19 protein-coding genes are annotated in these 24,102 nt (G+C 66.2%); 5 read left to right on the plus strand and 14 right to left on the minus strand.

Annotated elements, in window-relative coordinates:
• Positions 1 to 166 precede the first annotated feature (166 nt).
• A complete protein-coding gene (locus ACN22W_RS34330; RefSeq protein ID WP_419690501.1) occupies positions 167 to 493 on the minus strand; it encodes an EthD family reductase in 327 nt (108 codons plus the stop codon).
• A 384-nt stretch (positions 494 to 877) separates the two neighbouring features.
• On the opposite strand from ACN22W_RS34330, the gene ACN22W_RS34335 reads away from it, so the two are divergent.
• Positions 878 to 1,612 carry an ABC transporter substrate-binding protein gene (locus ACN22W_RS34335; RefSeq protein WP_419690502.1) on the plus strand — a complete coding sequence of 245 codons (735 nt, stop codon included), beginning with the start codon at positions 878 to 880 and terminating at the stop codon, positions 1,610 to 1,612.
• Positions 1,613 to 1,690: 78 nt separating this feature from the next.
• Here the strand turns inward: ACN22W_RS34335 and uvrA are convergent, their stop codons facing one another.
• Together uvrA and ACN22W_RS34345 are read right to left on the minus strand one after the other, a co-directional pair.
• Positions 1,691 to 7,594, minus strand: coding sequence for an excinuclease ABC subunit UvrA (uvrA, locus tag ACN22W_RS34340; protein ID WP_419690503.1), 5,904 nt, complete (start codon positions 7,592 to 7,594; stop codon positions 1,691 to 1,693).
• 469 nt (positions 7,595 to 8,063) lie between these two features.
• Positions 8,064 to 8,222 (minus strand): hypothetical protein, encoded by a 159-nt coding sequence (locus tag ACN22W_RS34345; protein ID WP_193102592.1) that lies wholly within the window; start codon positions 8,220 to 8,222, stop codon positions 8,064 to 8,066.
• A gap of 556 nt (positions 8,223 to 8,778) precedes the next feature.
• Between ACN22W_RS34345 and ACN22W_RS34350 the strand changes: the two genes are divergently transcribed.
• The 3 genes from ACN22W_RS34350 to ACN22W_RS34360 are packed head-to-tail and all read left to right on the plus strand — an operon-like array spanning position 8,779 to position 9,925.
• A complete protein-coding gene (locus ACN22W_RS34350) occupies positions 8,779 to 9,105 on the plus strand; it encodes a sulfur reduction protein DsrE (protein ID WP_419690504.1) in 327 nt (108 codons plus the stop codon).
• A gap of 15 nt (positions 9,106 to 9,120) precedes the next feature.
• Positions 9,121 to 9,534, plus strand: coding sequence for a DsrE/DsrF/TusD sulfur relay family protein (locus ACN22W_RS34355; protein WP_193102591.1), 414 nt, complete (start codon positions 9,121 to 9,123; stop codon positions 9,532 to 9,534).
• Positions 9,535 to 9,544: 10 nt separating this feature from the next.
• On the plus strand, positions 9,545 to 9,925 hold the full coding sequence (locus tag ACN22W_RS34360; RefSeq protein ID WP_193102590.1) for a DsrE family protein: 381 nt from the start codon (positions 9,545 to 9,547) through the stop codon (positions 9,923 to 9,925).
• A gap of 278 nt (positions 9,926 to 10,203) precedes the next feature.
• On the opposite strand, the gene ACN22W_RS34365 is transcribed toward ACN22W_RS34360, so the two are convergent.
• The 9 genes from ACN22W_RS34365 to ACN22W_RS34405 all read right to left on the minus strand — a co-directional run bounded on the left by ACN22W_RS34365 (position 10,204) and on the right by ACN22W_RS34405 (position 17,618).
• Complete coding sequence (locus ACN22W_RS34365) at positions 10,204 to 10,524, minus strand: high-potential iron-sulfur protein (RefSeq protein ID WP_193102589.1); 321 nt, start codon at positions 10,522 to 10,524, stop codon at positions 10,204 to 10,206.
• A 286-nt stretch (positions 10,525 to 10,810) separates the two neighbouring features.
• Positions 10,811 to 11,152, minus strand: coding sequence for a cytochrome C oxidase subunit IV family protein (locus tag ACN22W_RS34370; RefSeq protein WP_419690505.1), 342 nt, complete (start codon positions 11,150 to 11,152; stop codon positions 10,811 to 10,813).
• An 8-nt stretch (positions 11,153 to 11,160) separates the two neighbouring features.
• Entirely contained in the window at positions 11,161 to 11,880 is a 720-nt protein-coding gene (locus ACN22W_RS34375) for a heme-copper oxidase subunit III family protein (RefSeq protein WP_129518280.1), read from the minus strand.
• Positions 11,877 to 12,488 carry a cytochrome c oxidase subunit 3 gene (locus tag ACN22W_RS34380; protein ID WP_419690506.1) on the minus strand — a complete coding sequence of 204 codons (612 nt, stop codon included), beginning with the start codon at positions 12,486 to 12,488 and terminating at the stop codon, positions 11,877 to 11,879. The genes ACN22W_RS34375 and ACN22W_RS34380 overlap by 4 nt, the downstream gene beginning before the upstream one ends.
• The gene (gene ctaD, locus ACN22W_RS34385) at positions 12,485 to 14,239 is read right to left on the minus strand and encodes a cytochrome c oxidase subunit I (protein WP_419690507.1); all 1,755 of its coding nucleotides are present in this window, start codon (positions 14,237 to 14,239) and stop codon (positions 12,485 to 12,487) included. Before ctaD ends, ACN22W_RS34380 begins: the two co-directional genes overlap by 4 nt.
• A gap of 11 nt (positions 14,240 to 14,250) precedes the next feature.
• Positions 14,251 to 15,399: a c-type cytochrome gene (locus ACN22W_RS34390; protein WP_419690508.1), complete on the minus strand. Its 1,149-nt coding sequence runs from the start codon at positions 15,397 to 15,399 to the stop codon at positions 14,251 to 14,253.
• 383 nt (positions 15,400 to 15,782) lie between these two features.
• Positions 15,783 to 16,295, minus strand: coding sequence for a hypothetical protein (locus ACN22W_RS34395; protein WP_419690509.1), 513 nt, complete (start codon positions 16,293 to 16,295; stop codon positions 15,783 to 15,785).
• Positions 16,296 to 16,626: 331 nt separating this feature from the next.
• Positions 16,627 to 17,136, minus strand: a complete 510-nt coding sequence (locus ACN22W_RS34400; protein ID WP_193102585.1) for a DUF1269 domain-containing protein — start codon at positions 17,134 to 17,136, stop codon at positions 16,627 to 16,629.
• Positions 17,137 to 17,402: 266 nt separating this feature from the next.
• On the minus strand, positions 17,403 to 17,618 hold the full coding sequence (locus ACN22W_RS34405; RefSeq protein ID WP_129518290.1) for a DUF3820 family protein: 216 nt from the start codon (positions 17,616 to 17,618) through the stop codon (positions 17,403 to 17,405).
• Between the two features lie 215 nt (positions 17,619 to 17,833).
• Here ACN22W_RS34405 and ACN22W_RS34410 point away from each other — a divergent pair, with 215 nt between their 5' ends.
• A complete protein-coding gene (locus ACN22W_RS34410) occupies positions 17,834 to 18,022 on the plus strand; it encodes a hypothetical protein (RefSeq protein WP_048248396.1) in 189 nt (62 codons plus the stop codon).
• Between the two features lie 452 nt (positions 18,023 to 18,474).
• Here ACN22W_RS34410 and ACN22W_RS34415 read toward each other — a convergent pair whose 3' ends face one another.
• The gene (locus ACN22W_RS34415; protein WP_419690768.1) at positions 18,475 to 19,173 is read right to left on the minus strand and encodes an OmpA family protein; all 699 of its coding nucleotides are present in this window, start codon (positions 19,171 to 19,173) and stop codon (positions 18,475 to 18,477) included.
• A 54-nt stretch (positions 19,174 to 19,227) separates the two neighbouring features.
• Complete coding sequence (locus ACN22W_RS34420) at positions 19,228 to 24,027, minus strand: YadA-like family protein (protein ID WP_419690510.1); 4,800 nt, start codon at positions 24,025 to 24,027, stop codon at positions 19,228 to 19,230.
• Positions 24,028 to 24,102 lie beyond the last annotated feature (75 nt).

The raw sequence follows: 24,102 nt of genomic DNA on the forward strand, positions 1-24,102 counted from the left end.
CATCGCCGACAATCGGCCGGATGGCGAACTTCGAGCAGCCTCGTTCGGGCCGCTGGCAAACTCGACCACCCTTTCTGGGCGGCCTTTACCGACCCTGGAGTGACTTCGGTTTTTCTCTCGCCCACGCCATACGCGGATGCGGTGCTTGGCGATATCCGAACCTTGGTCAGACTTCCGAGCGCTCCACTACCACCTCACTGATTTGCACCACGGGTTGTATATCCGTGTAATTAGCTATGTCGGCCATGATCTCCTGCGCGTGCGGGGCGCGGGCTGCCTGGAAAGCTTCGACAGAAGTGCAGACGAAGTCGCACTTGGCCACGTAGACAGGGTCCGTGTCCGGAACACCGCCTGCAATGCCCTTGTCCACCGTGTAGTACAGACATGCAGCGCCGAGCCGCTGTTTCACCATTGGCATATGCCTCTCGCGGTAGTAAGTATGATCGAATCGCGCGCCTGCGGCGTACGGGTACATGACACTGACTTTGATCATCGGGTTCTCCTGTTGCTGCACGGTAATCGAGGCGCCGCCGCCCGCGAGACGACATCGAGGTCGCCGATATAGGGCGCGGCCAAGGCTTCTTCCAGAATCGGCGTACTCATTCTTCTGATTGTAAGCGCCGGTGAACCCGTTGATCTGCTCTGGAAATCCTGGGCACAAATGAGTGTTAGTGTTCCGGAGGCAATTTTCCCAATAGGAACAGGAGGTTGGCGATGCAGTGCAGAGCGATCATGTGCGCCCGGATGCCATCGCGACTCACTCTAGAGCAGGCACGCACCGCAACACACCGCCTCCATCGGGCCGGTGATAAGCTCGAAGCCAGTGGAGCCCTCCTCGCCTCCGACCGCCCACCCGCCCCCAACGAGCCCCCCCCCCATGCCTCTCGCCCCCGCCGTCCTCTCCGCCCTCACCCCCACCGGCAAACTGCGCGCGTCGATCAACCTCGGCAACCCGATCCTCGCGAACCGCGACCCTGCTACGAACGAACCGTTCGGCGTGTCGATCGACCTGGCGCGCGCGTTCGCGGAACGCCTGTCGGCCGAGCTGGAACTCGTCGTGTTCGATGGGGCCGCGAAATCCGTGCAGGCGCTGACCGAGGAGCGCGCCGATTTCGGCTTCTTCGCGGTCGACCCGCTGCGCGGCGAAACGGTCGCGTTCACCGCACCGTACGTGCTGATCGAGGGGTTCTATCTCGTGCGCGACGCGTCGCCGATCCGCACGAACGAGGACGTCGACCAGCCGCACAACCGCGTGACCGTCGGCAAGGGCAGCGCATACGACCTGTTCCTCACCCGCGAACTGAAAACCGCGCAGATCGTGCGCGCGCCGACGTCGCAAGCCGTCGTGCAGACGTTCGTCGAACAGCAACTGGAAGTCGCGGCCGGCGTGAAGCAGCAGCTCGAAGCCGACGCCGCGAAGACGACCGGCCTGCGCCTGCTCGACGAGCGGTTCATGGTGATCCGGCAGGCGATGGGCGTGCCGAAGAGCCGTGGCGAGGCCGCTGCCGCGGTACTGACCGAATTCGTCGAGGAAATGAAAGCATCCGGCTTCGTCGCGGATTCGCTGCGGCGGCATCGCATCACCGGCGCGTCCGTTGCGCCGGCCGCCTGACCACAAAACCGCACGACGCAATAAAAACGGCCCCGGTGTCTGACCAGACACCGGGGCCGCTCATTCGAAGCGCCGCGTTCAACCGACTCGCGCTTCTCCCTCGCGCTCGGCTTCACCCTCATCCGCCCCCGTGCGCGCCAGCACCGGCTTGAGCGCCTGCCCGGTGTGGCTCGCGCTCACCCTCACGAGCGCTTCCGGCGGCGCCGCCGCGACGATCGTGCCGCCGCCCACGCCGCCCTCCGGCCCGAGATCGATGATCCAGTCGGCTTCCGCGATCACGTCGAGATCGTGTTCGATCACGACGACGCTATGCCCCGCATCGACGAGCCGGTGCAGCACGCGAATCAGCTTCGCGACGTCGGCCATGTGCAGGCCGACCGTCGGCTCGTCGAGCACGTACAGCGTGTGCGGCGCCTTCTGGCCGCGCCGCGTGATGTCGTCGCGCACCTTCGTCAGCTCGGTGACGAGCTTGATGCGCTGCGCCTCGCCGCCTGACAACGTCGGCGACGGCTGGCCGAGCGTCAGGTAGCCGAGACCGACATCCTTCATCAGCTGCAGCGGATGCGCGATGTTCGAGATCGGCGCGAAAAACTCCACCGCCTCGTCGATCTCCATCGTCAGCACGTCGCCGATGTTCCGGCCGCGCCACGTAACGGCGAGCGTCTCCGGGTTGAAGCGCTGCCCATGACACACGTCGCACGGCACTTTCACGTCGGGCAGGAAGCTCATGCCGATCGTGCGCACGCCTTGCCCTTCGCACGCGGGGCACCGCCCGTCGCCGGTATTGAACGAGAAACGCGACGCCGTATAACCGCGCGCACGCGCCTCCAGCGTGTCGGCGAACAGCTTGCGGATCGTGTCCCACAGCCCGATATAGGTGGCCGGGCACGAACGCGGGGTCTTGCCGATCGGCGTCTGATCGACTTCGAGCACGCGATCGATCTGCTCCCAGCCGCTCAACGACTCGCAGCCCTGCCACGCATGCGTGACGTTCAGCGACGGCCGCGGCGCACTGCGCGCGAGCACGCTCGAGCGGCGGTTCGCCGCCGGCGCGTCCTGCTGCACGGCCTTGCGTGCGCGCCGCGTGGCCGGCGACGACAGCACCGACCGGCCGACCGCGTCGAGCAGGTTCGTCATCAGCACGTCGCGCGCGAGCGTCGACTTGCCCGAGCCGCTGACGCCCGTCACCGCGACGAGCCGCGCGAGCGGAATGCCGACCGTGACGTCGCGCAGGTTGTGCAGCCTGGCGCCATGCACGGTCAACCACGCGTCCGGCACCGCGGCGCCGCCCTTCTTGCCCGGCAGGCTCACGGCACGGCGCGGCTGCAGCGGATGCGTCATCGGCTGCGCGAGCAGGCGCCCCGTCACCGAATCGGACTGCGCGGCCAGATCCGCGACCGCGCCCTGCGCGACCAGCGCGCCGCCGCGCTTGCCGGCGCCCGGGCCGATGTCGATGATGTGATCGGCGCGGCGGATCGTGTCCTCGTCATGCTCGACGACGACGAGCGTATTGCCCTTGTCGCCGAGCTTGCGCAGCGCATCGAGCAGGATCTGGTTGTCGCGCGGATGCAGGCCGATCGTCGGTTCGTCCAGCACGTAGCAGACACCCTGCAGGTTGCTGCCGAGCTGCGCGGCGAGCCGGATGCGCTGCGCTTCGCCGCCCGACAGGCTCGGCGCCGCGCGATCGAGGCTCAGGTAGCCGAGCCCGACCTCCTCGAGAAACGCGAGGCGGCTGCCGATCTCGCTGACGATGTCGCGCGCGATCTGCGCGTCGCGCCCGGTGAGTTCCAGCGCGTCGATCCAGCGGCGCGTGTCCGACACCGTCCACTGCGCGACCTCGACGATCGGATGCGCGTCGAACGTGACCGCGCGCGCGGACGGGTTCAGCCGCGTGCCGTTGCAATCCGGGCACGGCTCGTTGCCGACGCCTTCCGGCTCCTGCTCGTCCGACGGCAGCGTCTGTTCGCGGCCGCGGCCATCCTCGGCGAGCACCGTGTCGTCGTACGCGGCGCGCTGTTCGCGCGTGAGCGTGACGCCGGTGCCGACGCAGGTCGTGCACCAGCCGTGCTTGCTGTTGTACGAGAACATCCGCGGGTCCAGCTCCGGGTAGCTCGTGCCGCACACCGGGCATGCGCGCTTGACCGACAGCACCTTGACCGCGCCGACGCGCGCGGTCGAATGATCGTTCTGCATCGCAGCGTGCAGCCCGTCGAGCGGCGCGAGCAGGTGCATCACGCCCTTGCCGAGTTCGAGCGTCTCGTCGAGCACGCGCCGCAACTCGGCCTCGTTGTCCGGCGACACGACGATATCGGCCACCGGCAGCTCGATCGTGTGCTCGCGGAAGCGGTCGAGCTTCGGCCACGGGTCGACCGTCACGAACTCGCCGTCGACGCGCAGATGCGTGCTGCCGCGCGCCTTCGCCCATTTCGCGAGATCCGTATACACGCCCTTCCGGTTGACGACGAGCGGCGCGAGCAGCCCGACGTGTTCGCCGCGATGATCGCGCAGCAACTGCGCGGCGATCGATTCGACGGATTGCGACGTGACCGGCGTGCCGTCGTGGATGCAATGCTGCAGGCCGAGCTTCACATACAGCAGCCGCAGGAAGTGCCAGACTTCGGACGTGGTCGCGACCGTGCTCTTGCGGCCGCCGCGCGACAGCCGCTGCTCGATCGCGACGGTCGGCGGAATGCCGTACACCGCGTCGACTTCGGGCCGCCCGGCCGGCTGCACGATCGAGCGCGCATACGCGTTCAGCGATTCGAGGTAGCGGCGCTGGCCTTCGTGGAACAGGATGTCGAACGCGAGCGTCGACTTGCCGGAACCCGACACGCCGGTGATCACGTTGAACTTGCCGTGCGGGATGTCGACGTCGAGCGCCTTCAGGTTGTGCTCGCGCGCGTTGACGATCCGCACGACATCCTCGCCTTCGATCGCACGCCGCTCGCGCGCCGCGTTCAGCACGGTCTGCAGCGGCACGCCTTCGTCGGCGAACGGTGCGTCGGCATCCATCGCACGGTCGTACTGCAGCAGCGCGGCACCGGTATGCGATTCGGCGCAGGCCTTCACGTCGTCGGGCGTGCCCGCGCACAGCACGAGGCCGCCGCCGTCGCCGCCTTCCGGGCCGAGATCGATCAGCCAGTCGGCCGCGCGGATCACGTCGAGGTTGTGCTCGATCACGATCAGCGAATGGCCGGCCGCGAGCAGCTTGCCGAACGCCTGCATCAGCTTCGCGATGTCGTCGAAGTGCAGCCCGGTGGTCGGCTCGTCGAACATGAACAACTTCACACGCGCGACACGCGCTTCTTCCGTGACGACCCGGCGCCCGTTGACGGCCGCCGCGGATTCGGCGAGGAAGCCGGCCAGCTTCAGGCGCTGCGCTTCGCCGCCCGACAGCGTCGGCACCGGCTGGCCGAGCTTCACGTATTCGAGCCCGACGTCGACGATCGGCTGCAGCACGCGCAGCACCTCGGCGTCGGTCGCGAAGAATGCGGCCGCTTCGCTGACGGTCAGGTCGAGCACGTCGGCGATGTTCAGCGCGCGGTCGTTGCGCTCGATGCGCACTTCGAGAATTTCGGCGCGGTAGCGGCTGCCGTCGCAGTCCGGGCAGCGCAGGTAGACGTCGCTCAGGAACTGCATCTCGATGTGCTCGAAGCCCGAGCCGCCGCAGGTCGGGCAGCGGCCGTCGCCCGAGTTGAAGCTGAACGTGCCGGCGCCGTAGCCGCGTTGCAGCGCGAGCGGCGCCTTCGCGAACAGCTTGCGGATTTCGTCGAACGCGCCGACATAGCTTGCCGGGTTCGAACGCGTGGTCTTGCCGATCGGCGACTGGTCGACGAACACGACGTCGCCGACCTGGTCGGCGCCCGTGAGGTTGCGGTACGCGCCCGGCGATTCGGTCGCCTTGCCGTGGTGCCGCGCCATCGCCGGATAAAGCACGTCCTGCAACAGCGTGGACTTGCCGGAACCCGACACGCCGGTCACGCAGACGAGCCGCTGCAGCGGAATCTCGACCGTCACGTCGCGCAGGTTGTGTTCGCTCGCGCCGTCGAGCACGATGCGCGGCGTGTGCGCGTCGACCGGCCGGCGCGCCCAGTTCGACGCGTGCGCGACATGCTTGCGGCCGCCGAGATACTCGCCGGTCAGCGTATGCGCGGAACGAATGTCGCCCGGCGTGCCGTCGTAGACGATCGTGCCGCCGCGCTCGCCCGGGCCGGGCCCCATGTCGATCAGCCGGTCGGCCGCGAGCATCACCGACGGATCGTGCTCGACGACCACCAGCGTATTGCCGGCGTCGCGCAGCCGCTGCATCGCCTCGACGATCCGCGTGAGATCGCGCGGATGCAGCCCGATGCTCGGCTCGTCGAGCACGAAGAGCGTTTTGGTGAGCGACGTGCCGAGCGCGGTCGTCAGGTTGATCCGCTGCACCTCGCCGCCCGACAGCGTGCGGCTCTGCCGATCGAGCGTCAGGTAGCCGAGCCCCACGTCGCACAGGTATTTCAGGCGCGTGCGCACTTCGGCGAGCAGCAGCTTCAGCGCATCGTCGAGCAGCGCGCTCGGCAGGCTGACTTCGTCGAAGAAGCGGCGGATGCGCTCGATCGGCAGCAGCATCAGGTCGTGCACGGTCAGGCCCGGCAGCGCTTCGAGCTGCGCGCGGCTCCAGTCGACGCCGCGCGGCATGAAGCGACCGGCCGGCGCGAGCACGCCGTCGGCGTTCTCTTTCGAGCCGAGCCGCCATTGCAGCGATTCCGTCTTCAGGCGCGCGCCGCCGCACACGTCGCACGGCGTGTAGCTGCGGTATTTCGACAGCAACACGCGGATATGCATCTTGTACGCCTTCGATTCGAGGTAACCGAAGAAGCGCTTCACGCCGTACCACTGGCTCTGCCACTTGCCGTTCCAGTCCGGCGAGCCGTTGACGACCCAGTCGCGCTCGGCGTCCGTCAGCTCGGCCCACGGCACGTCGCGCCGGATGTCGGCTTTCGCCGCGTAGCGCATCAGGTCGTCCTGGCACTCCTTCCACGCGGGCGTCTGCATCGGCTTGATCGCGCCGCCGCGCAGCGTCTTGCGCGCGTCGGGGATCACGAGGCCGAGATCGACGCCGATCACGCGGCCGAAGCCGCGGCACGTTTCGCACGCACCGTAGGCCGAGTTGAACGAGAACATCGCCGCCTGCGGCTCCGCGTAGCGCAGGTCGCTGTCGGGATCATGGAGCCCGGTGGAGAAGCGCCACACCTGCGGCTCGGCGGCCGCGCCGCCGGCGGTTTCCGGCTCCGGCGCGAGCACGTACACGTTCGCGCGCCCGCCGCCGCGATTCAGCGACGCCTCGATCGCCTCGACGACGCGCACCTTGTCGGCCTGCTGCACGCGGAAGCGGTCGGCCACCACGTCGAGCACCTTGCGCGGCCCGGTGGGCGACGCGACTTCGCGCCGCGCCTGCACGCGCGTGTAGCCGCTCGCCGACAGCCACTGCGTGATTTCATCGTCGGACGCGGTTTCCGGCAGCTCCACCGGGAACGTGACGACGACGCGCGGATCGTCCGCCTGCGTGCGTGCGACGAGTTCCGCGTAGATCGTCTCCGGCGTGTCGTGGCGCACCTGCTGTGCGGTCTTGCGGTCGAACAGTTCGGCCGCGCGCGCGTACAGCAGCTTCAGGTGGTCGTTCAGCTCGGTCATCGTGCCGACCGTCGAGCGCGAGCTGCGGACCGGGTTGGTCTGGTCGATCGCGATCGCGGGCGGCACGCCGTCGACGCGCTCGACCTGCGGCCGGTCCATCCGGTCGAGGAACTGCCGCGCGTACGCGCTGAAGGTTTCGACATAGCGCCGCTGGCCTTCCGCGTACAGCGTGTCGAACACCAGACTCGACTTGCCGGAGCCCGACGGGCCGGTGACGACCGTCATTTCGCCGGTGCGCAGGTCGAGATCGATATTCTTGAGATTGTGCTGACGTGCTCCGCGAATGCGGATCAGATTGCTGGATGACAATTTGCCTGCCCGTCTGAGTGAGTTAGCCAGAGTTCACGGTGCCGGAACGCTGCGGCGGATACCCGCAGGCGCGGCGCACGGGCCGCGGGGTTGCACCGGTGCGGCTCGATTTCGACGGACACTATACTGTATATTCATACAGTTTTCCATGACGACCCTGAAGCCGTCATGGGCAGGCGGCTGGCGTGTCGAGATTCGCGTAACGCCGAACTCGGCGGAGCGCACGCTGGCGGCCGAAAGTCATCCGGCGCAGGCGTTGCAACCAAAGCCATCGAGCATGGGGCTGGGCCTGCGACAGGAAGCGACGCGGACGTCAGGTCATCCGACTCGGTCGGCCCTCTCCGGCCATTCGCTCGCGCGCCGTGATGGGCATTCGAACGTCGGTTCGCCGCGGACACCGGACCAGCGCTGCGCCTGGTCCGCCGCGTTTGCCCCACTCGGGGGCGCTGACGCGCGCTCCGTACTTGGGTCAGGGCGGATTGCCACCACCGTCCTGCGGATACCCACGGCCACCGCACGGCTCAGCATGAGCCGACGGTGCGGAGAGGATCGCATAGGTGCCGACGGTGCCACCAACCACGGTCAGTAGGGCAACGGCAAGCAGGAAACCCTTCATCAGGTGTTTCATGGTTTCTCCCCGGGGAGGCAGGCATATTCGCCCTAAGTCTAGTTCGCCTGATGACCGGGACAAGTACCCTCTGCGACTGGCAGGTCTGAGGCGAAGCGCGAGCATACCGACGTTGACGTGTGCATGACCACTCAGGCCGATAGACTGTCCGTGGACTTTACCCGACGAAGGCCTGCTTCGCTTTTCGAAGAGCTATTCACGCTTCGGGATGCTAAAAGACCGTTCGGGGTCGGCTACGGCCGACCGCGTGGGTCAGAGGCCGGCCAGGAAGAGACGTTCGCGCCTGCCGGGGAATGTCCGCTCCGCGGCCCGCACCGGCCGTAACACTCCGGAGAAGCTGCCTGCTTGTGCCGTGCTTCAACAACGGCATGACCACACGCATAAGCGTTCCCGCGCCATGACACGCAGTTACTTGGACTATCTGTCCGTTCTGCTATACCCAATTCATGAGCTGTGCGCGGCCCACGCGCCGCACGGCGAGTCGGTGCCCGTTTCGACGGGCGCGACACCGGGGCAACCCATCGGTGGGAACCGCTTTTTTGGGCCGGAGGCCGACATGGCAAATTACCTGTTCGTAGAATCGCGCGATCCATATGGTGCCGGGGACACTCAGCGTGTCGAGGAGCTTGTCAGGGGCATACGCCAGAGGGGCAACACGGTCACAGTGTTCCTGGTTCAGAACGGCGTCCTTTCCACTCGTCCGGGGGCAAAATTCAGCGAGCGATATGCGGATCTGACGCGCAGCGGCATCACCGTCCTTGCCGATGAATTCTCCCTGCGCGAACGGGCGATCGGACGGCTGGCGGAAGGTGTCCAGAAGGCGGACATCGGACAACTCGTGGATCTTCTCTTTGTGGCGGGAACCAAGGCCATTTGGCATTGAATTAAGGAGAACGTGATGGCTACCGGTATGAAATTGACCCTGGCACTGATGGATCCCCCGTATGAGAAGGCAGCGAGCACGACGGCGCTGCGCATTGTGGATGCAGCCCTGCAACGAGGGCACGACGTAACGGTGTTCGCCTACGAAGGTGCAGTCAATCTGACCATGAAGGCGCAAGCCCCGCATGCCAATCCAGTCAAGGGCACATCCGTGGAGGAGGAGGATCACCCGACAACCAGGGACTGGGTGGCAGCCTTGTTTCAACTCGCTGCCCAGCAGGGCGCCAAGCTCGATTGGATCAACTGCGGCCTGTGTGTGGACGAACGCGGCGCAGGCGACTGGATTGAGGGTCCCCGCCGAGGCAGCCCGAAGGATTTTCTCGACGCCTCGATTCAGAGCAACGCTGTGCTGGTAATCCCGACGAAATAGGAGCCGCGCCATGAAAATCCTGAGCATTGTTGAGACAGCGTATCGGGCTACCCTGGAAGAACAGGATGACACCATCCTGTGGCTAAACCATGTGCTGAAAAACGCCGGTGCGGACATCAGCCTGCTGCTGTGCGGGAGCGCCGTGAACTATGCAGCGCGCGGGCAGGATGCCACCGGCCTCGCCTTCGGCGCGCGCCGACAGGTCCATCCGCCGGCGCTCGATAAGGATCTGGACAAAATGATCGGCGTCGGCGTTACCGTGTATGCGGTCACCGAGGACATGCACGACTGTGGACTGGCACAGGACGATGTCATCGGCGGCCTGACGCCGCTCGCGCGTGCCGAGATCCCCGCCCTGTTCGACCGCTTCGATCAGGTCTGGCACTGGTAACGGCTCAAGGCTGCACGGCATTCTGCTGACCCGAGGGAATGCTTTCGTTTCGCTCGCAACCCTTGCGGGATGCCGTCAGCACGGCACTCCGGCCATACGCAACGGTCGCTGAGCGGAGAGTTGCAGTGATCAGTGAACAAGCTTCCGGAAACTCGTTGCGCTCCAACCTTCACCGCGTCAGCGGTGTCTGCGCATCGACAGCTGGCGACGCGCCGAACGCGCAAGACTTCCGCCCGCCGGGCATCACGAATCCCGGCGGTCAGGTCGCCCCTACCTCGCTACGCCTTTTTCGCATAAGCGCTGCACCAGCCTTTCGCATTGACCTGCTTGCCGCCGAAAATGGCGCACGGCGCCATCGCGGCACCGGTCTTGCCCTGAAAGAACTGGCAATTCGCGCAGGCCTCGCCCGCCTGAAATGTCGGGAACTTCGCATGGTCGACCCGGCTTGCATCCGTCTTGTAGCCGAGGGCCTGGGCGTTTGCATCGGTTTCCTGCACGGCACCGGCCCCGGCATCCGCCGCCGCAGCGCGGCGTCCGAAGGCCAGCGCGGATGCCAGAACGGTGGTGGCAGCAATAAAACGTCTGCGTGAAAACTTCATGGCGTCCTCCTCCATGTTTGTGTGACCGGATGTCCGCGAAGCGTCGCCCGATAGTTCGTCAGGCCCGAACCAGACGGGTTCGGGCACGTGAAGCATGTCCGCCATGGCGTGCACGACGCAGGCCGGCAGCATCATCATGCCGGCCGTTGCAACACGCCTCTGTTCCGGAGATTTCAAACCTGGCCGCCTCCGATGCCATGACGCCACCCGGCCCGTAACCGCGGCACATCACCCTATCCATCGCGATGCGACACATTCGTCGCCCCCGAACCGCCCGGCGAAGCAATCATCTAAAGAACAGCTCCCGCATACCCAGCGTGTGATGCGCTTCCGCAGCCATCAGCACCATGAGCACCAGCAGGCACAGCGGCGGCATCAGGATCGCGTACACCAGCGCCAGCCGCTCCCACATCATGTGCATGAAGATCGACACGATCAGCCCGGCCTTGGCGATCATGAGCACGACGATCAGCCCCCAGCGCGCCAGGCCCTGCACGCGGAAGTAATCGACCAGGTACGACATCGTGCTCAGCACGAACAGCAGGCCCCAGATCTTCAGGTAGAGGCCGATCGGATGCTGCTGCCCGTGCGCGGCGTCGGGTCGATCGGCGGGATCGGTGTGATCCATGGCTTGCCTCACCACAAATAGAACAGCGCGAAGATGAACACCCACACCAGGTCGACGAAGTGCCAGTACAGACCGGCAATCTCGACGATCTGGAAGTTGCCGTGCGCGTCGAACCCCGGCTGCCGGATCCTGCGTGCGACCAGCAGCAGGTAGATCACGCCGCAGGTCACGTGAAAACCGTGGAACCCGGTGATCGTGAAAAAGCACGCGCCGAACTGCGCCGCGCCCAGCGGGTTGCCCCAGGGCCGGATACCCTCGTGGACGATCAGCTTGGTCCATTCGAGCGCCTGCATCGACACGAAGGACGCCCCCAGCAGCGCGGTCGCGAGCAACAGCGCGCTGGCGCGCCGGGCGTTGCGCCGGTAGCCGAAATTGACCGCCATCGCCATGGTGCCGCTGCTGGTGATCAGGATGAACGTCATGATGGCGATCAGCAGCAACGGCACATCCAGGCCGCCCACCGTGAGCCCGAACACCTTCGACGTGTCGGGCCACGGCGCCGTGGTCGAGATGCGCACCGTCATGTAGCCGATCAGGAAGCTGCTGAACACGAAGGTGTCCGACAGCAGGAAGATCCACATCATCGCCTTGCCCCACGGCACCTTGAAGGCTTCGCGATCGGCCGACCAGTCCGTGACGATGCCGCGCCAGCCGTCAGGCCCGGTGTCGGGCGGCGCGGGGGTAGCCGGTTCGCCCGCCGATTCGCCAGGAAGCGTGGGCGAGGTCATGGCGCGGCTCCATACAGCGGCCCGCAGATGGCGGCGACGAATCCGGGGGTGATCCACCACATCGCCGCCAGCAGCACGAGCCAGACCGCCAGCAGAAAATGCCAGTAGAGGGCGCAGAGCGCGATCGCGCGCTGAACCCGGAACGGATCCGTGCGCCGCAGCCGCGCTATCGTCATGACCCAGGCCACCAGCCCGCCCAGCACATGCAACCCGTGCAGGCCGGTCAGCAGGTACAGGAAGCTGTCGGAAGGATTGACGGTGACGGTCTGCCCGGCCGCGGACAGCATGCGCCACGCGGTCAGTTGCCCGATCACGAACAGGGCCGCCAGCACCCCGCCGGCGACCAGCCACGCCGCGCGGTGCGGGCTCATCCGTCGGGCACGCTGCATGGCGATGCCGGCCAGCGCCAGCGCGGCGGTGTTCCACCACAGCAGCGCCGGATGCGGGATCGGTTGCCAGTCGGGTTCACGCATGCGCATGCCATAGGCGAGCAGCAGCAGCGAAAACAAGGTCGTGGCCACCGCCATGAAGACGATCAGGCCGGTGCGACCCGCATTCGGCAACACCGGTCGCGCGTCGGGAACGAAGGGGCGCGGCAGCGTGGTCATTCGTGTGCCTCGCCGGAGTGAAGCGTCGGCCGGGCCGGCTCGGGCGCAGTCGCGGGCGGCTGGTTTTGCGGGACGAAATCCTGTTCCTGCCCCGGCGGACTGTATTCGTATGCCCAGCGGTAGACGACGGGCTGCTCGGTGCCCCAGTTGCCGTGCACCGGCGGCGTTTGCGGCGTCTGCCATTCGAGCGTGGTGGCCCGCCACGGATTGCCGTCGGCACGCTTGCCGCGCACGAGACTCCACGCCAGGTTGAACAGGAACAGCAATTGCGCAGCCGCCACGACCAATGCGACGACGGTGATGAAGGTGTTGAGCGTCTGCGCCGATTGCGGAATGAAGCTGTAACCCTGATATGCGTAATACCGTCGCGGCATGCCGAGGATGCCGAGATAGTGCATCGGGAAGTAGATCGCATAGGTGCCGACGAAGGTGATCCAGAAGTGCGCGCGCCCGAGCGTGTCGTCGAGCATGCGGCCGGTCACCTTCGGATACCAGTGGTAGAGGCCGCCGAACACCACCAGGATCGGCGACACGGCCATCACCATATGGAAGTGCGCGACCACGAAGTACGTATTCGACAGCGGAATGTCCACGCTCACGTTGCCGAGGTAGAGCCCGGTCAGCCCGCCGAGCACGAAGGTGCTGATGAAGCCGATCGCGAACAGCATCGGCACGGTCAGGTGGATATCGCCGCGCCACAGCGTCAGCACCCAGTTGTAGACCTTGAGCGCGGTCGGGACGGCAATGATCAGCGTCGTGGTCGCGAAGAAGAAGCCGAAGTACGGGTTCATGCCGGCGATGAACATGTGGTGCGCCCAGACCACGAAGCTCAACGCGCCGATGATCACGATCGCCCACACCATCATCCGGTAGCCAAAGATGCTCTTGCGCGCGTGCGTGCTGATGAGGTCCGACGCAATGCCGAAGGCCGGCAGCGCGACGATGTAGACCTCCGGATGCCCGAAGAACCAGAACAGGTGCTGGAACAGCAGCGGGCTGCCGCCGGCATGCTTGAGCGTCTGCCCCATCGACACCACGGCCGGTATGAAGAAACTCGTGCCGAGCGTCCGGTCGAGCAGCATCATCACCGCCGACACGAACAGCGCCGGAAACGCCAGCAGCGCCAAGATGGTCGCGATGAAGATGCCCCACACGGTGAGCGGCATGCGCATCAGCGTCATGCCGCGCGTGCGTGCCTGCAGCGTCGTGGTGACGTAGTTCAGGCCGCCCATCGTCGCCGCGACGATGAAGATCGCCAGCGACACCAGCATCAGCACGATGCCCCACTCCACGCCCGGCGTGCCCGGCAGGATCGCCTGCGGCGGATACAGCGTCCAGCCCGCGCCGGTCGGCCCGCCCGGCACGAAGAAGCTCGCCACCAGCACCAGCACGGCCAGCAGATAGACCCAGTAGCTCAGCATGTTGAGAAACGGGAACACCATGTCGCGCGCGCCGAGCATCAGCGGGATCAGGTAGTTGCCGAAGCCGCCCAGAAACAGCGCCGTCAGCAGGTAGATCACCATGATCATCCCGTGCATGGTGACGAACTGGTAGTAGTGGCTGGCGTCGATGAAAGCGAACTTGCCCGGAAAACCCAGCTGCAACCGCATCAGGTCCGACAACACCAGGCCGACCAGCCCGATGGCGATGGCCGTGAGCGCGTATTGCACGGCGATGACCTTGTGGTCCTGGCTCCAGACATAACGAGTCCAGAAACCGTGCTGGGCGTGGTCGGTGTGTGCGTACGGCATGGCTGGCTCCGCTACGGCTGGGTGGCGGTGCTGGCAGCCGGCCCGCCCTGCGCCTTGATATAGGCAACCAGCGCGGACAGTTCCTGCTCGCTCAGGTCGAAGTGCGGCATGATCGGCGAGTAGCCCTTCACGACGCGGGCCGTCGGGTCGCGGATGAACGCGCGCAGATAGGCGTCGTCCACCTTCGCGGTACTGCCGTCGGCCATCGTTTCGGTCTTGCCGTACAGGCCCTGCCAGGTGGGGCCCACGCGCGGGCTGCCGTCCACGGTATGACAGGCGACGCAACCCTTGGCCGCCGCGAGCGCCTTGCCCTGTTCGGCAAGCGCCTGCGCGCTGCCGCCGGCGGCGGCGGGGGCGGCCTGCACGCGGGCCTGCTGCCGCTGCTCGAACGTGCTTTGGCGCGCCAGCCAGCGCGAGAACGACGCTTCGTCTTCCACCACCACCACGCCGCGCATGTTCGAGTGCCCGATGCCGCAGAGCTGCGCGCACAGGATGTCGTAACGCCCTGCCCGGGTCGGCGTGAACCAGAAGGTGGTGACCATGCCGGGCACCATGTTCATGCGTGCACGGAACGGCGGGACGTAGAAGTCGTGCAGCACGTCGCGCGAGCGCGTCAGGACCTGGATCGGCCGGTTGAGCGGCAGGTGCACCTCGGGCGCCTCGATCAGGTAGTTATCCCGACCATTCGGGTCGGCGGGGTTGAGGCCGAAGGGGTTGTCGTTGCTGATGTAGCGCACGTCCGACGTGCCCAGCTTGCCGCCGGGGCCGGCAAAACGGAAGCGCCATTGCCATTGCTGGCCGAGCACCTCCATCTGCAGCACCTTGGGCGGCGGCCGTACGTAGTCCGCGTAGACAAAGAGCCCCGGTGCCAGCAACGCTGCCACGCCGACCGAGGTCAGGCCGATCAGCCACCATTCCAGCCGCCGGTTGTGCGGCTCGTAAGCAGCACGATGCCCGCTGCGGTGGCGGTAGCGCACCAGTGCGACCACGATGAACAGGTTGATCGCGATGAAGAGCGCGCCGGTGATGACGAGCGTGATCGTCAGCATGTCGTCCATGCGCACCCAGTTCGACGCGATCGGCGTGATCCACCAGGGACTGGCAAAGTGAAACCCCACCGCCAATACGATGATCAGGGTCAGGGCAATCGCAAGCGCCATTCGCCGCCTCGCTGCGTGTCACTCGTCGGAGCCGCCAACAACGTTCCTGGCGTCGTTGTGCCGCCATGTCGTACGTCGTATTGATTTCGCCGGCAGTCTGCCAGGACCGATTCGCCAAGCGGTTCAAGCGGGCTCTAAAGCAAAGGTAGTCCTCTCCTCCGCATCGTGCAAGGCAGCGCAACGGGGACGCGCGCCCCATGGGCGCACCGCGCGAAGGGAGGCGTCGCTTGCCGCGATGCAATGCAGAACGGCGCCTCCGGCATGGGTTGTCGAGGCGGCTGTCTCACGAGGGCGCCGGGTGTTCCGGGTTTGTTCGCGTGTGCGACCTACGTACGTCGCACACGCGAACAGACCCTGTCGGCGCGGCGGGAAAACACGGCGTGTCAGCGCATCGCGTCCTGCTTGCGCCGCTCGAGCATGCCGTAGGTGACGGCGGTGACCACACCGAACAGCAGGTTTGCCAACAAGGGTCCGGAACCCCGCTCCGAGACGAACCATGGGAACACGGCTGTCATCACATAGAAGTTCCACACATACGCGACGATCCCGAAGGCCAGCCCGATGACAGCCTCCATGCGCACACTCGAATCGAAGCGGAACGGCGCAATGATCACGGCGAGAATCATCCCCATGATGGCGCCGAGCACGTAGTGCAGTATCAGCGCCGTCCCCACGATGCCGACGCTGAAGACCGACATCTGTTCGAGCGCACTGCGACCCAACACCATCGCCGCGATCTTGTGGGTCGGTTGCCACGGGCTTTCGTCGAGCACCATGGTCGACCAGAAGAATTCGAGCACGATCACCAGGGCGCCACCCGCAAGACCGGCCACGGCAGCGGCGAGCCAGTCGGGCGTCCGCCGTTGCCAATGGTGTGATTGAATGTTCAGTTCCATACGACCTCCTTGCGGACAGTTCAGCTTCGGCATTCAGGTTAGGAGGGCGCCACGTGCGTCACAAGTACGTCCCTTCTGCGATTCAGAATGGCAGATATGGGTGCCAATGCAAGGTGCAAAAACCCTGCGCTCTGCATGGCGCCACGGCGTTCTGCATGCGTTCCGGCGAGGGGGCCGGCGGGTGTCGGTGCGACATGGAACGGCGGTGCCGGGGCAACGGGCGTCCCCGGCAATTCTCCTGCGCGGACGGATGCCGATTTCACTCCGGCCTGAATCCGGCATGCGCAATGCCGAGCCAGCCTCGGGTGTCGTGTATCGCGGTTTTCGAGTGTCAGGGGAAGATCGGTGTCGTAGGCTCGGCGCCTTCCAGATCCGCCTTCGGAAAATGCTGGGCGACCATCTCCTCGATTTCCTGCTCTCGCGATCCCGGTACGTCGGCCATGATCAGAATCTGGCCTTCCCGGATGGCTTCGCGAAATCGCTGGAGTCGCACGTTCGGCTCGGCGATGCCGATCATCGCGGCCGTCCATGCCCCGAAGCCCGCTCCGGCCAGCGTCAATGCGACGACGGCGCCGCCCGCGATCACGAGCTCGGCGGGCGGAAACACCAGCGCGACCAGGCCGATCAGCGCGCCCGTCGCGCCGCCGAGCGCCACGCCGCGCTCGAGTGCGTGAACGACATCGCTGCTTTGAAGCAACGATGCTTCGGGCAACTGATCGAGTGTGACGCTGTGATCAGCGAGCACGTGGATATGGCGCCAGATGATGCGTGCGCGCAGCAAATCGTCGACGATCGCTTTCGCCATCTGCGTATCGGGGACGAGGAAATAAAGGCGTCTCATGTTGGCACCCCTTTTCTGCCATCAACTCACCCGCAAGGGCGTATTTTGTATTCTAGGTCAGCAACGGCGACGCGGTAATTGTGCAAATACGCGTGGTGGCGCCGTATGGCCGATTCGTTTCGTGCGGCAATGAGCGCTCTGCGCGTCCCCGCGTGTCGGGCAGGTGCCAAGAACAACGTCGTGTGCGAATCTCCGGACCAAACGGCAACGACGACCGATGCGATGTGGGCGGCGTAGCGCGCAGCGCCAAGCGCCGCCGATTTGCTCTATCCGCGTTTGCGGAGCGGCTCCAGCAAACCTCTCAGGCCGTTGTGATCGATTTCGTGCATCAGCGCGAGCTGTCGGCCGATTTCTCCGCGCGGGAATCCCTCACGGGCCAGCCAGTTGAGGTAGTTCCCGGGCAGGTCGGCAATGAGTCGTCCCTTGTATTTTCCGAAGGGCATGGTGACGGTGACGAGGGTTTCGAGGTCTGGGGCTTGCATGCGCGTATTGTGCACGGCTTTCCGCCCCCACTGCAGGCAGACAGATCGGGGCCGATCGAAGATCCTGAAACCGCCTCGTCACGCGATGCCGGATCGATGGACCGCTTCGGGTCGACGGCCATCCGTGACGTCCGGCGGATCGGACGCAGCGGATCGCCCGCCCCTCCTCCGGCCTGCTAGACTGAAACTTCCCCCTGCAAACCATGGAGGGAATCATGATGTCCATCTACGTCGTGAAGACCGGCGAGCAGTTCCTCTGTACCGCCGAGGACGGTGACATCGGTATGGCACCGGCGGTTGAAGATGCCACGTCCTTTTGTTCGTATGAAGAAGCGGAAGAAGCAGCCCACGCGCACGCCGACCCCGGGTATGAAATCGTGGCCGTCTGCGTGATCAGACACTGACGTGGCGTCCGCTGTCGGGCGCTCGACTTGTCCACCACACGTGCGTCATATCGGCCCCGTCTCTGCCATGCGGTCATTGCAGTCCTGCCGATGCGGCCGCGCTGACACCCGCCTGGCGCGGCAATGCGATGGCGGGCGCCGATGGGCCGACGACGCATGAGTGTCGGGCAGGAACGATCCGCAAACGTGACGAGCGCCGTCGGAAAATCGACGGCGCTCGTCCAGTTCGGATTGCCGTTTCGCGGTCGAGACGACGGGCGTGAACGCCAACCCGTCCAGTGACGGACCTTCACGGACTTCCCGCTGTCACGCATGATAACGAGCGGGCGGGCCACACGGGCCCGGCGCGACCGGACCCGTCTCCCTCCCGCTCCACGTTGTTTTGGTCTCCCCAACGCAGGATCGTCGCATGCCGGCCGCCGTTGACGATGTCGCCGGCGGCCGTCTGTCCGTTAATTCTGAAGTGAAATCTCCACGCGCCGATTGCTCGCTCGCCCTTCCGCGGTATCGTTCGAGCCCACCGGATCGGCTTCTCCCCTGCCGGTCGCCGTGACGGAATCCGCCTTCAGGCCATGTTCGCGCAAGTACGACGCGACCGACTCGGCTCGGCGCCGCGACAGCACGAGATTGTGCGCCTCCGAACCGACCGCATCGGTATAACCCGTCACCGCGGCACGCGAGAAACGCCGGTCCGCCTGACGACTCAGCAATGCGTCGAGTGCCGCCTGAGCCTTGGGCGTCAACGTTGCGGAGTCGGTCGCAAAGTACGCATCGCCGGTCAAACTGATCTTTTCAACGGCAGCCGGCGCTGCCGCGGCGGGCTCCGGAGCCGGCGCTGGCGCCGCGCCGCACTGGAACTCGAGCGACCGCGGGTCGGCACCTTCGCGCAATGGCGCCGCGGAATCGACGACGCGGACCGCCTCCTTGTCGCACACGCGTGTTGCAACCTTCATGCAGGTCTTTTCGCTCGACAGGATGCCGTGACAGTCGACGCGGAACGTCCGGATACCGTTTCTCGGTTGCAGCTCATACGCGTTGAAGGTCGGCCCGGACGCGCTCGAGCATGCGGCGAGGGACGCCACGGACACAAGCAAGGCAAGAGAGTATTTGTTCACTGGATAACTCCGGAAAATCGATTCGAAATCGCGCATGCGGCGCGACAGCGCGGCCGCATGCGGATGCGTTCTCATTCGGTGCGCGCGGAACTACTTCCACTGGTACAACATGCCGCCGCCAACGACGCGTTGACTGCCGCTGAAACCGCCATTCAGCGTCGCCTTCAGGTTCTCCGTAATGCGCGCCTGCACGCCGACCGCCATCGCTTTCTGACCGAGGAAGCTCGCCGTACCGACCCCCATCGCGAAATTCGAGTCGCGGTCCATGTGCGGAATCGACGCGATCGCGGCGGTTGCGGCGATCCCTTCGCGCGCCATCGAATCGGTCTGCTGGATCTGCTGCTGCATCTGCGTCAGCTGGTTGTTGACGGTGTTCAGCGACTGCGTGAACTGGTTCGATACCGCATTCAACTGGTTCACGTTGACCGCGTCGGTGCCCTGCGTGCCGGCCGCGACGTTGACGACCTGGCGCGCCGAATCCGCCGAGCCGACCGCGACGACGTTCGAGCGCCCGCCGTCGTTGCTGCCCGTGCCGATCGCGGTCGAATTGCCGCCCGACGCCGTCGACCCGACCCCGATCGCGGTCGACCCGTTGCCGGACGCCAGCGACCCGTTGCCGACCGCCGTGCTGTTCGAGCCCGATGCAACCGCGCCCGAGCCGCCCGCCGACGAGTTCGCACCGGTCGAACCCGGCGTCACGTTCGTGCCGATCGGATTCGTCGTGTACGAACCGAGGTTGGACGTGCGCTGGGTGATCAGCGTCGTCAGCTGGTTGGCAACCGAATCGAGCTGCGACACGTTCACCGCGTCGGAGCCGTTCTTCCCGGCCGCCAGCCCGGTGATCTGCCGGTTGCCGACGTTCACTTCGCCGGCCGACGACTGCGGGGTGCTCAGGCCGTACGCGATGTAGTTGGTCAGCGCGCCGACCGTGGTCAATGAACCCGCGCCGAGCGCGACGCTGTTCGCCAGCGTCGCCGACGCGCCGGCGCCGAGTGCGAGCGCGTCGGTCGCATTGCTGTGCGCGCCCGATCCGAGCGCGACGCTGCCCACGCTGGCCGCGAGCGCGTTGGCGCCCTGCGCGACCGACTGCGCGCCGGTGGCCGTCGCGCCGCTGCCGAGCGCGATGGCATCGGCTTGCGCGGAACTGGCCGCCTGACCGATCGCCACGCCGCCCGGCGCGGTCGCGTCGACGATCGCGCCGTTGCCGATGCCGACGCCGTTGTCGCCGTTGACGACCGTCGTCGGGCCGACCGCGACCGATTCGGCGCCGACCGCGAGCGAATCCACCGCCGTCGAGTTCGCATGGAAATACTTCGTGGTCGTGACCGCGAACGACTGCAACGCGCCGGCCAGCTGCCGCACGGTCACCGCGTCCTGCTGGCCGGTGCCGTCCGCGACGTTGGTGATCTGGCGATACGTCTTGCTCGCCGCGTCGCCGACCGATACCGCGCCCAGCAACGTCTGGTCGGTCGTGTTGAACGGAATCGACGCGCTGCCGTTGCGGATGATGCCGGACGCCGGCACCGTCGCGCGATCGGACACCGAGCCGGCGCCGAGCGCGATGCTGCCGTCCACCTTCGCGATCGCGTTCGGGCCGATCGCGACGCTGTCGACGCCGAGCGCCTGGCTGTCCGGCGCGGTCGAGTTCGCGTGGAAATACTTGATGCCGTGCGCGTTGATGTTGTCGATCGCCGAGCCGACGTTGTTGTTGACCGTCGTCGAGCCGTCGCCGTTATAGGTCACGTAGGACGGCGCCGAAATCGTCCCGGTCGTCGGGTTGTAGGTCGCGCCGCCGCCGAGCGCGCCAGCCGTGCTGTTGCCGAGATTGCCGTTGTTCGACGCGATCGAGCTGAGGCCGGTCGACAACGAACTGATGCCCGTCGACGTGGCGGTCGACAGCGACGTCAGGTTGCTGTTCGTGCTCGACAAGCCGGTGGACAACGAGCCGACGATCGTCGAGGTCGACGTCGACAGCGACGTGATCGAACTCGTCGTCGAACTGAGCCCGGTGGACAGCGAACCGATGCTCGTCGACGTCGCGGTCGACAGTGACGTCACGTTGCTGTTCGTCGTGCTCAGGCCGGTCGACAGCGAACCGACGACCGTCGAGGTCGACGTGGACAGCGACGTCACCGCGCTGTTCGTGCTCGACAAGCCGGTGGACAGTGAGCTGATGCCCGTCGACGTCGATGTGGACAGCGACGTGACCGAACTGTTGGTCGAACTCAGGCCGGTCGACAGCGAGCTGATACCGGTCGACGTCGACGTCGACAGCGACGTGACCGAGCTGTTCGTCGAACTCAGGCCGGTCGACAGCGAGCCGACGACCGTCGAGGTCGACGTGGACAGCGACGTGACCGCGCTGTTCGTGCTCGACAGGCCGGTGGACAGCGAGCTGATGCCCGTCGACGTGGACGTCGACAACGACGTCACCGAACTGTTCGTCGAACTCAGGCCGGTCGACGTCGACGTGGACAGCGACGTGATCGCGCTAGTGGCCGACGACAAGCCCGTCGACGTGGACGTCGACAACGACGTCACCGAGCTGTTGGTCGAGCTCAGGCCGGTCGACAGCGAGCTGATACCCGTCGACGTCGACGTGGACAGCGACGTGATCGCACTAGTGGCCGATGACAAGCCCGTCGACGTGGAAGTCGACAGAGAAGTCACCGAACTGTTGGTCGAACTCAGGCCGGTCGACAGCGAGCTGATGCCAGTCGATGTCGACGTGGACAGCGACGTGATCGCGCTAGTGGCCGACGACAAGCCCGTCGACGTGGAGGTCGACAGTGAAGTCACCGAACTGTTGGTCGAACTCAACCCCGTCGACAGCGAGCTGATACCGGTCGACGTCGACGTGGACAACGACGTGATCGCGCTAGTAGCCGACGACAACCCCGTCGACGTGGAAGTCGACAGCGACGTCACCGAACTGTTGGTCGAACTCAACCCCGTCGACAACGAGCTGATACCCGTCGACGTCGAAGTCGACAACGACGTGACGGCACTGTTCGTCGAACTCAACCCCGTCGACAGCGAGCTGATACCCGTCGACGTCGACGTCGACAGCGACGTAATCGAGCTAGTGGCCGACGACAACCCGGTCGACAACGACGACACGCCCGTCGACAACGAACTCACACTCGACGCCGTCGACGTCGACAATGAATTGACCGCCTGGTTCGTCGCAGCGAGCTGCGAACCGTTGATCGCATCCGTGCTCGTCGAGCTGATGCGCCCGGCCGCGACGTTGGTGATCTGGCGTTCGGTGCCCGGCGCACCGACGCTGACGACGCTGGTCGGCGTCGTGCCCTGGAAGTTGTACGTGACGCCGCCGATCACCGCGCTTGCCGTCGGATTCGGCGCGGCCGTCGTCGACCCCGAGCCGAGCGCGACATCGTTCGCATTGTTCGCTACGGCCGACGCGCCGAACGCCACCGCGCCCGCCGCCGCTGCGGTCGACGTGTTGCCGAGCGCGAGCGAGCCGGTGCCCTGCGCGTTGTTGGAATTGCCGATCGCCACCGCGCCGTTGCCGTTCGCGGTGTTGTTCGAACCGGCCGTGACCGCGCCGGTGCCGATCGCGGTGCTCGGGTCGCCGATCGCCACCGCGCCGTTGCCGCTGACCGTCTGGCCTTCGCCGAGCGCCACGGCACCGGTGCCCGTCAGCACCTTCGAGTTGTTGCCGGCCGCGATCGAGCCCGCGCCCGCGGCAGCCGCAACCGAGTTGGTATCGCCGATCGCGACGGAGGAACCCGCCGCCGCGACGCTGTTGATGCCGATTGCGGTCGAATTGTTGGCCGACGCGGTCGCACCGGACCCCAATGCGGCCGCCGATATGCCGCTGGCGAGCGCGAGATTGCCGAGCGCGACGCCGAACTGCTGCGTCGCGGTCGCCTGCACACCCATCGCGATCGAACTGACGCCCGACGTGTTGGCGCTCAGGCCAAGCGCCATCGACTGGTCGGCGCCGGCCGTCGTGCTCGAGCCCAGCGCGATCGAGCTGATGCCGAGCGACTGCGTGCCCGATCCCGGTACACCGGCGACGCCACCCCAGCCGATCGCGATCGACGTCCCGCCCTTCGCGCCGCTGTTGACGCCCATCGCGACGGCGGAATTGCCGGACGCCAGCGAGCCGCTACCCACCGCAACGCCTGCCGCACCCGAACTCGTCGACTGGTTGCCGATCGCGATCGTGCCTTGATTGGTCGCCTGTGACGAAAAACCGAGCGCAACGCTGCCAAGGCCCGACGAAACCGCGCCGAGTCCGAGTGCAGCCGCATTCTGGCCAGAGGCCGTGGCATTGTTCCCGAGCCCGATGGCGGAAACGCCGTTCGCGGTCGCGCCACTGCCGATCGCCACCGTGCCGGACTGCGTCGCCTGGGTCTGATTACCGACGGCAACCGCAAACGCTCCCGAACTGATCGCCTGCACGCCGAGCGCCGCGCTATTGGTGCCGGTCGCCTGCGCGTTGATGCCGACGGCCGTCGAACCGTCGGCCATCGCATGAGCGCCCGGGCCCAGCGCGGTGGCCGACACGCCCTGCGCCGTCGACAGGTTGCCCAATGCGGTGGAATTCTGCTGCGCGGCACTCGAACCGACGCCGATCGAGATCGAACTGATGCCGCCGGTTGCCGACCCGCCATCCTGCGCGTACTGCGCATGCGCGGCAGCATGGAACAAGCCGAGATACGCCGATGCCATCAGCACGGCCAGCCGTCGTAGCGACAGCGCGGAAGGCATCCCCTCGTGTGTCGCGGCCCCCCCGTTCGCGGCCCGCTCCGGCGCGCGACTCGACGACGCAACCCGCTTTCCGCGCGCGCGGTCAAGCTCCGACGCCGCAACCCAGGCTCCCAATGCTTCGTTCCAGATCGACTTGAACGACTTGTTCATCTTGTCTTCCCTCGGTTCTCATGTGCTGGATGACGCGACAACGCACGCTGCGGCCGGCGAAGACGCATCCCTGCG

This window comes from Burkholderia theae (assembly GCF_048565265.1).
Lineage (GTDB): Bacteria > Pseudomonadota > Gammaproteobacteria > Burkholderiales > Burkholderiaceae > Burkholderia > Burkholderia theae.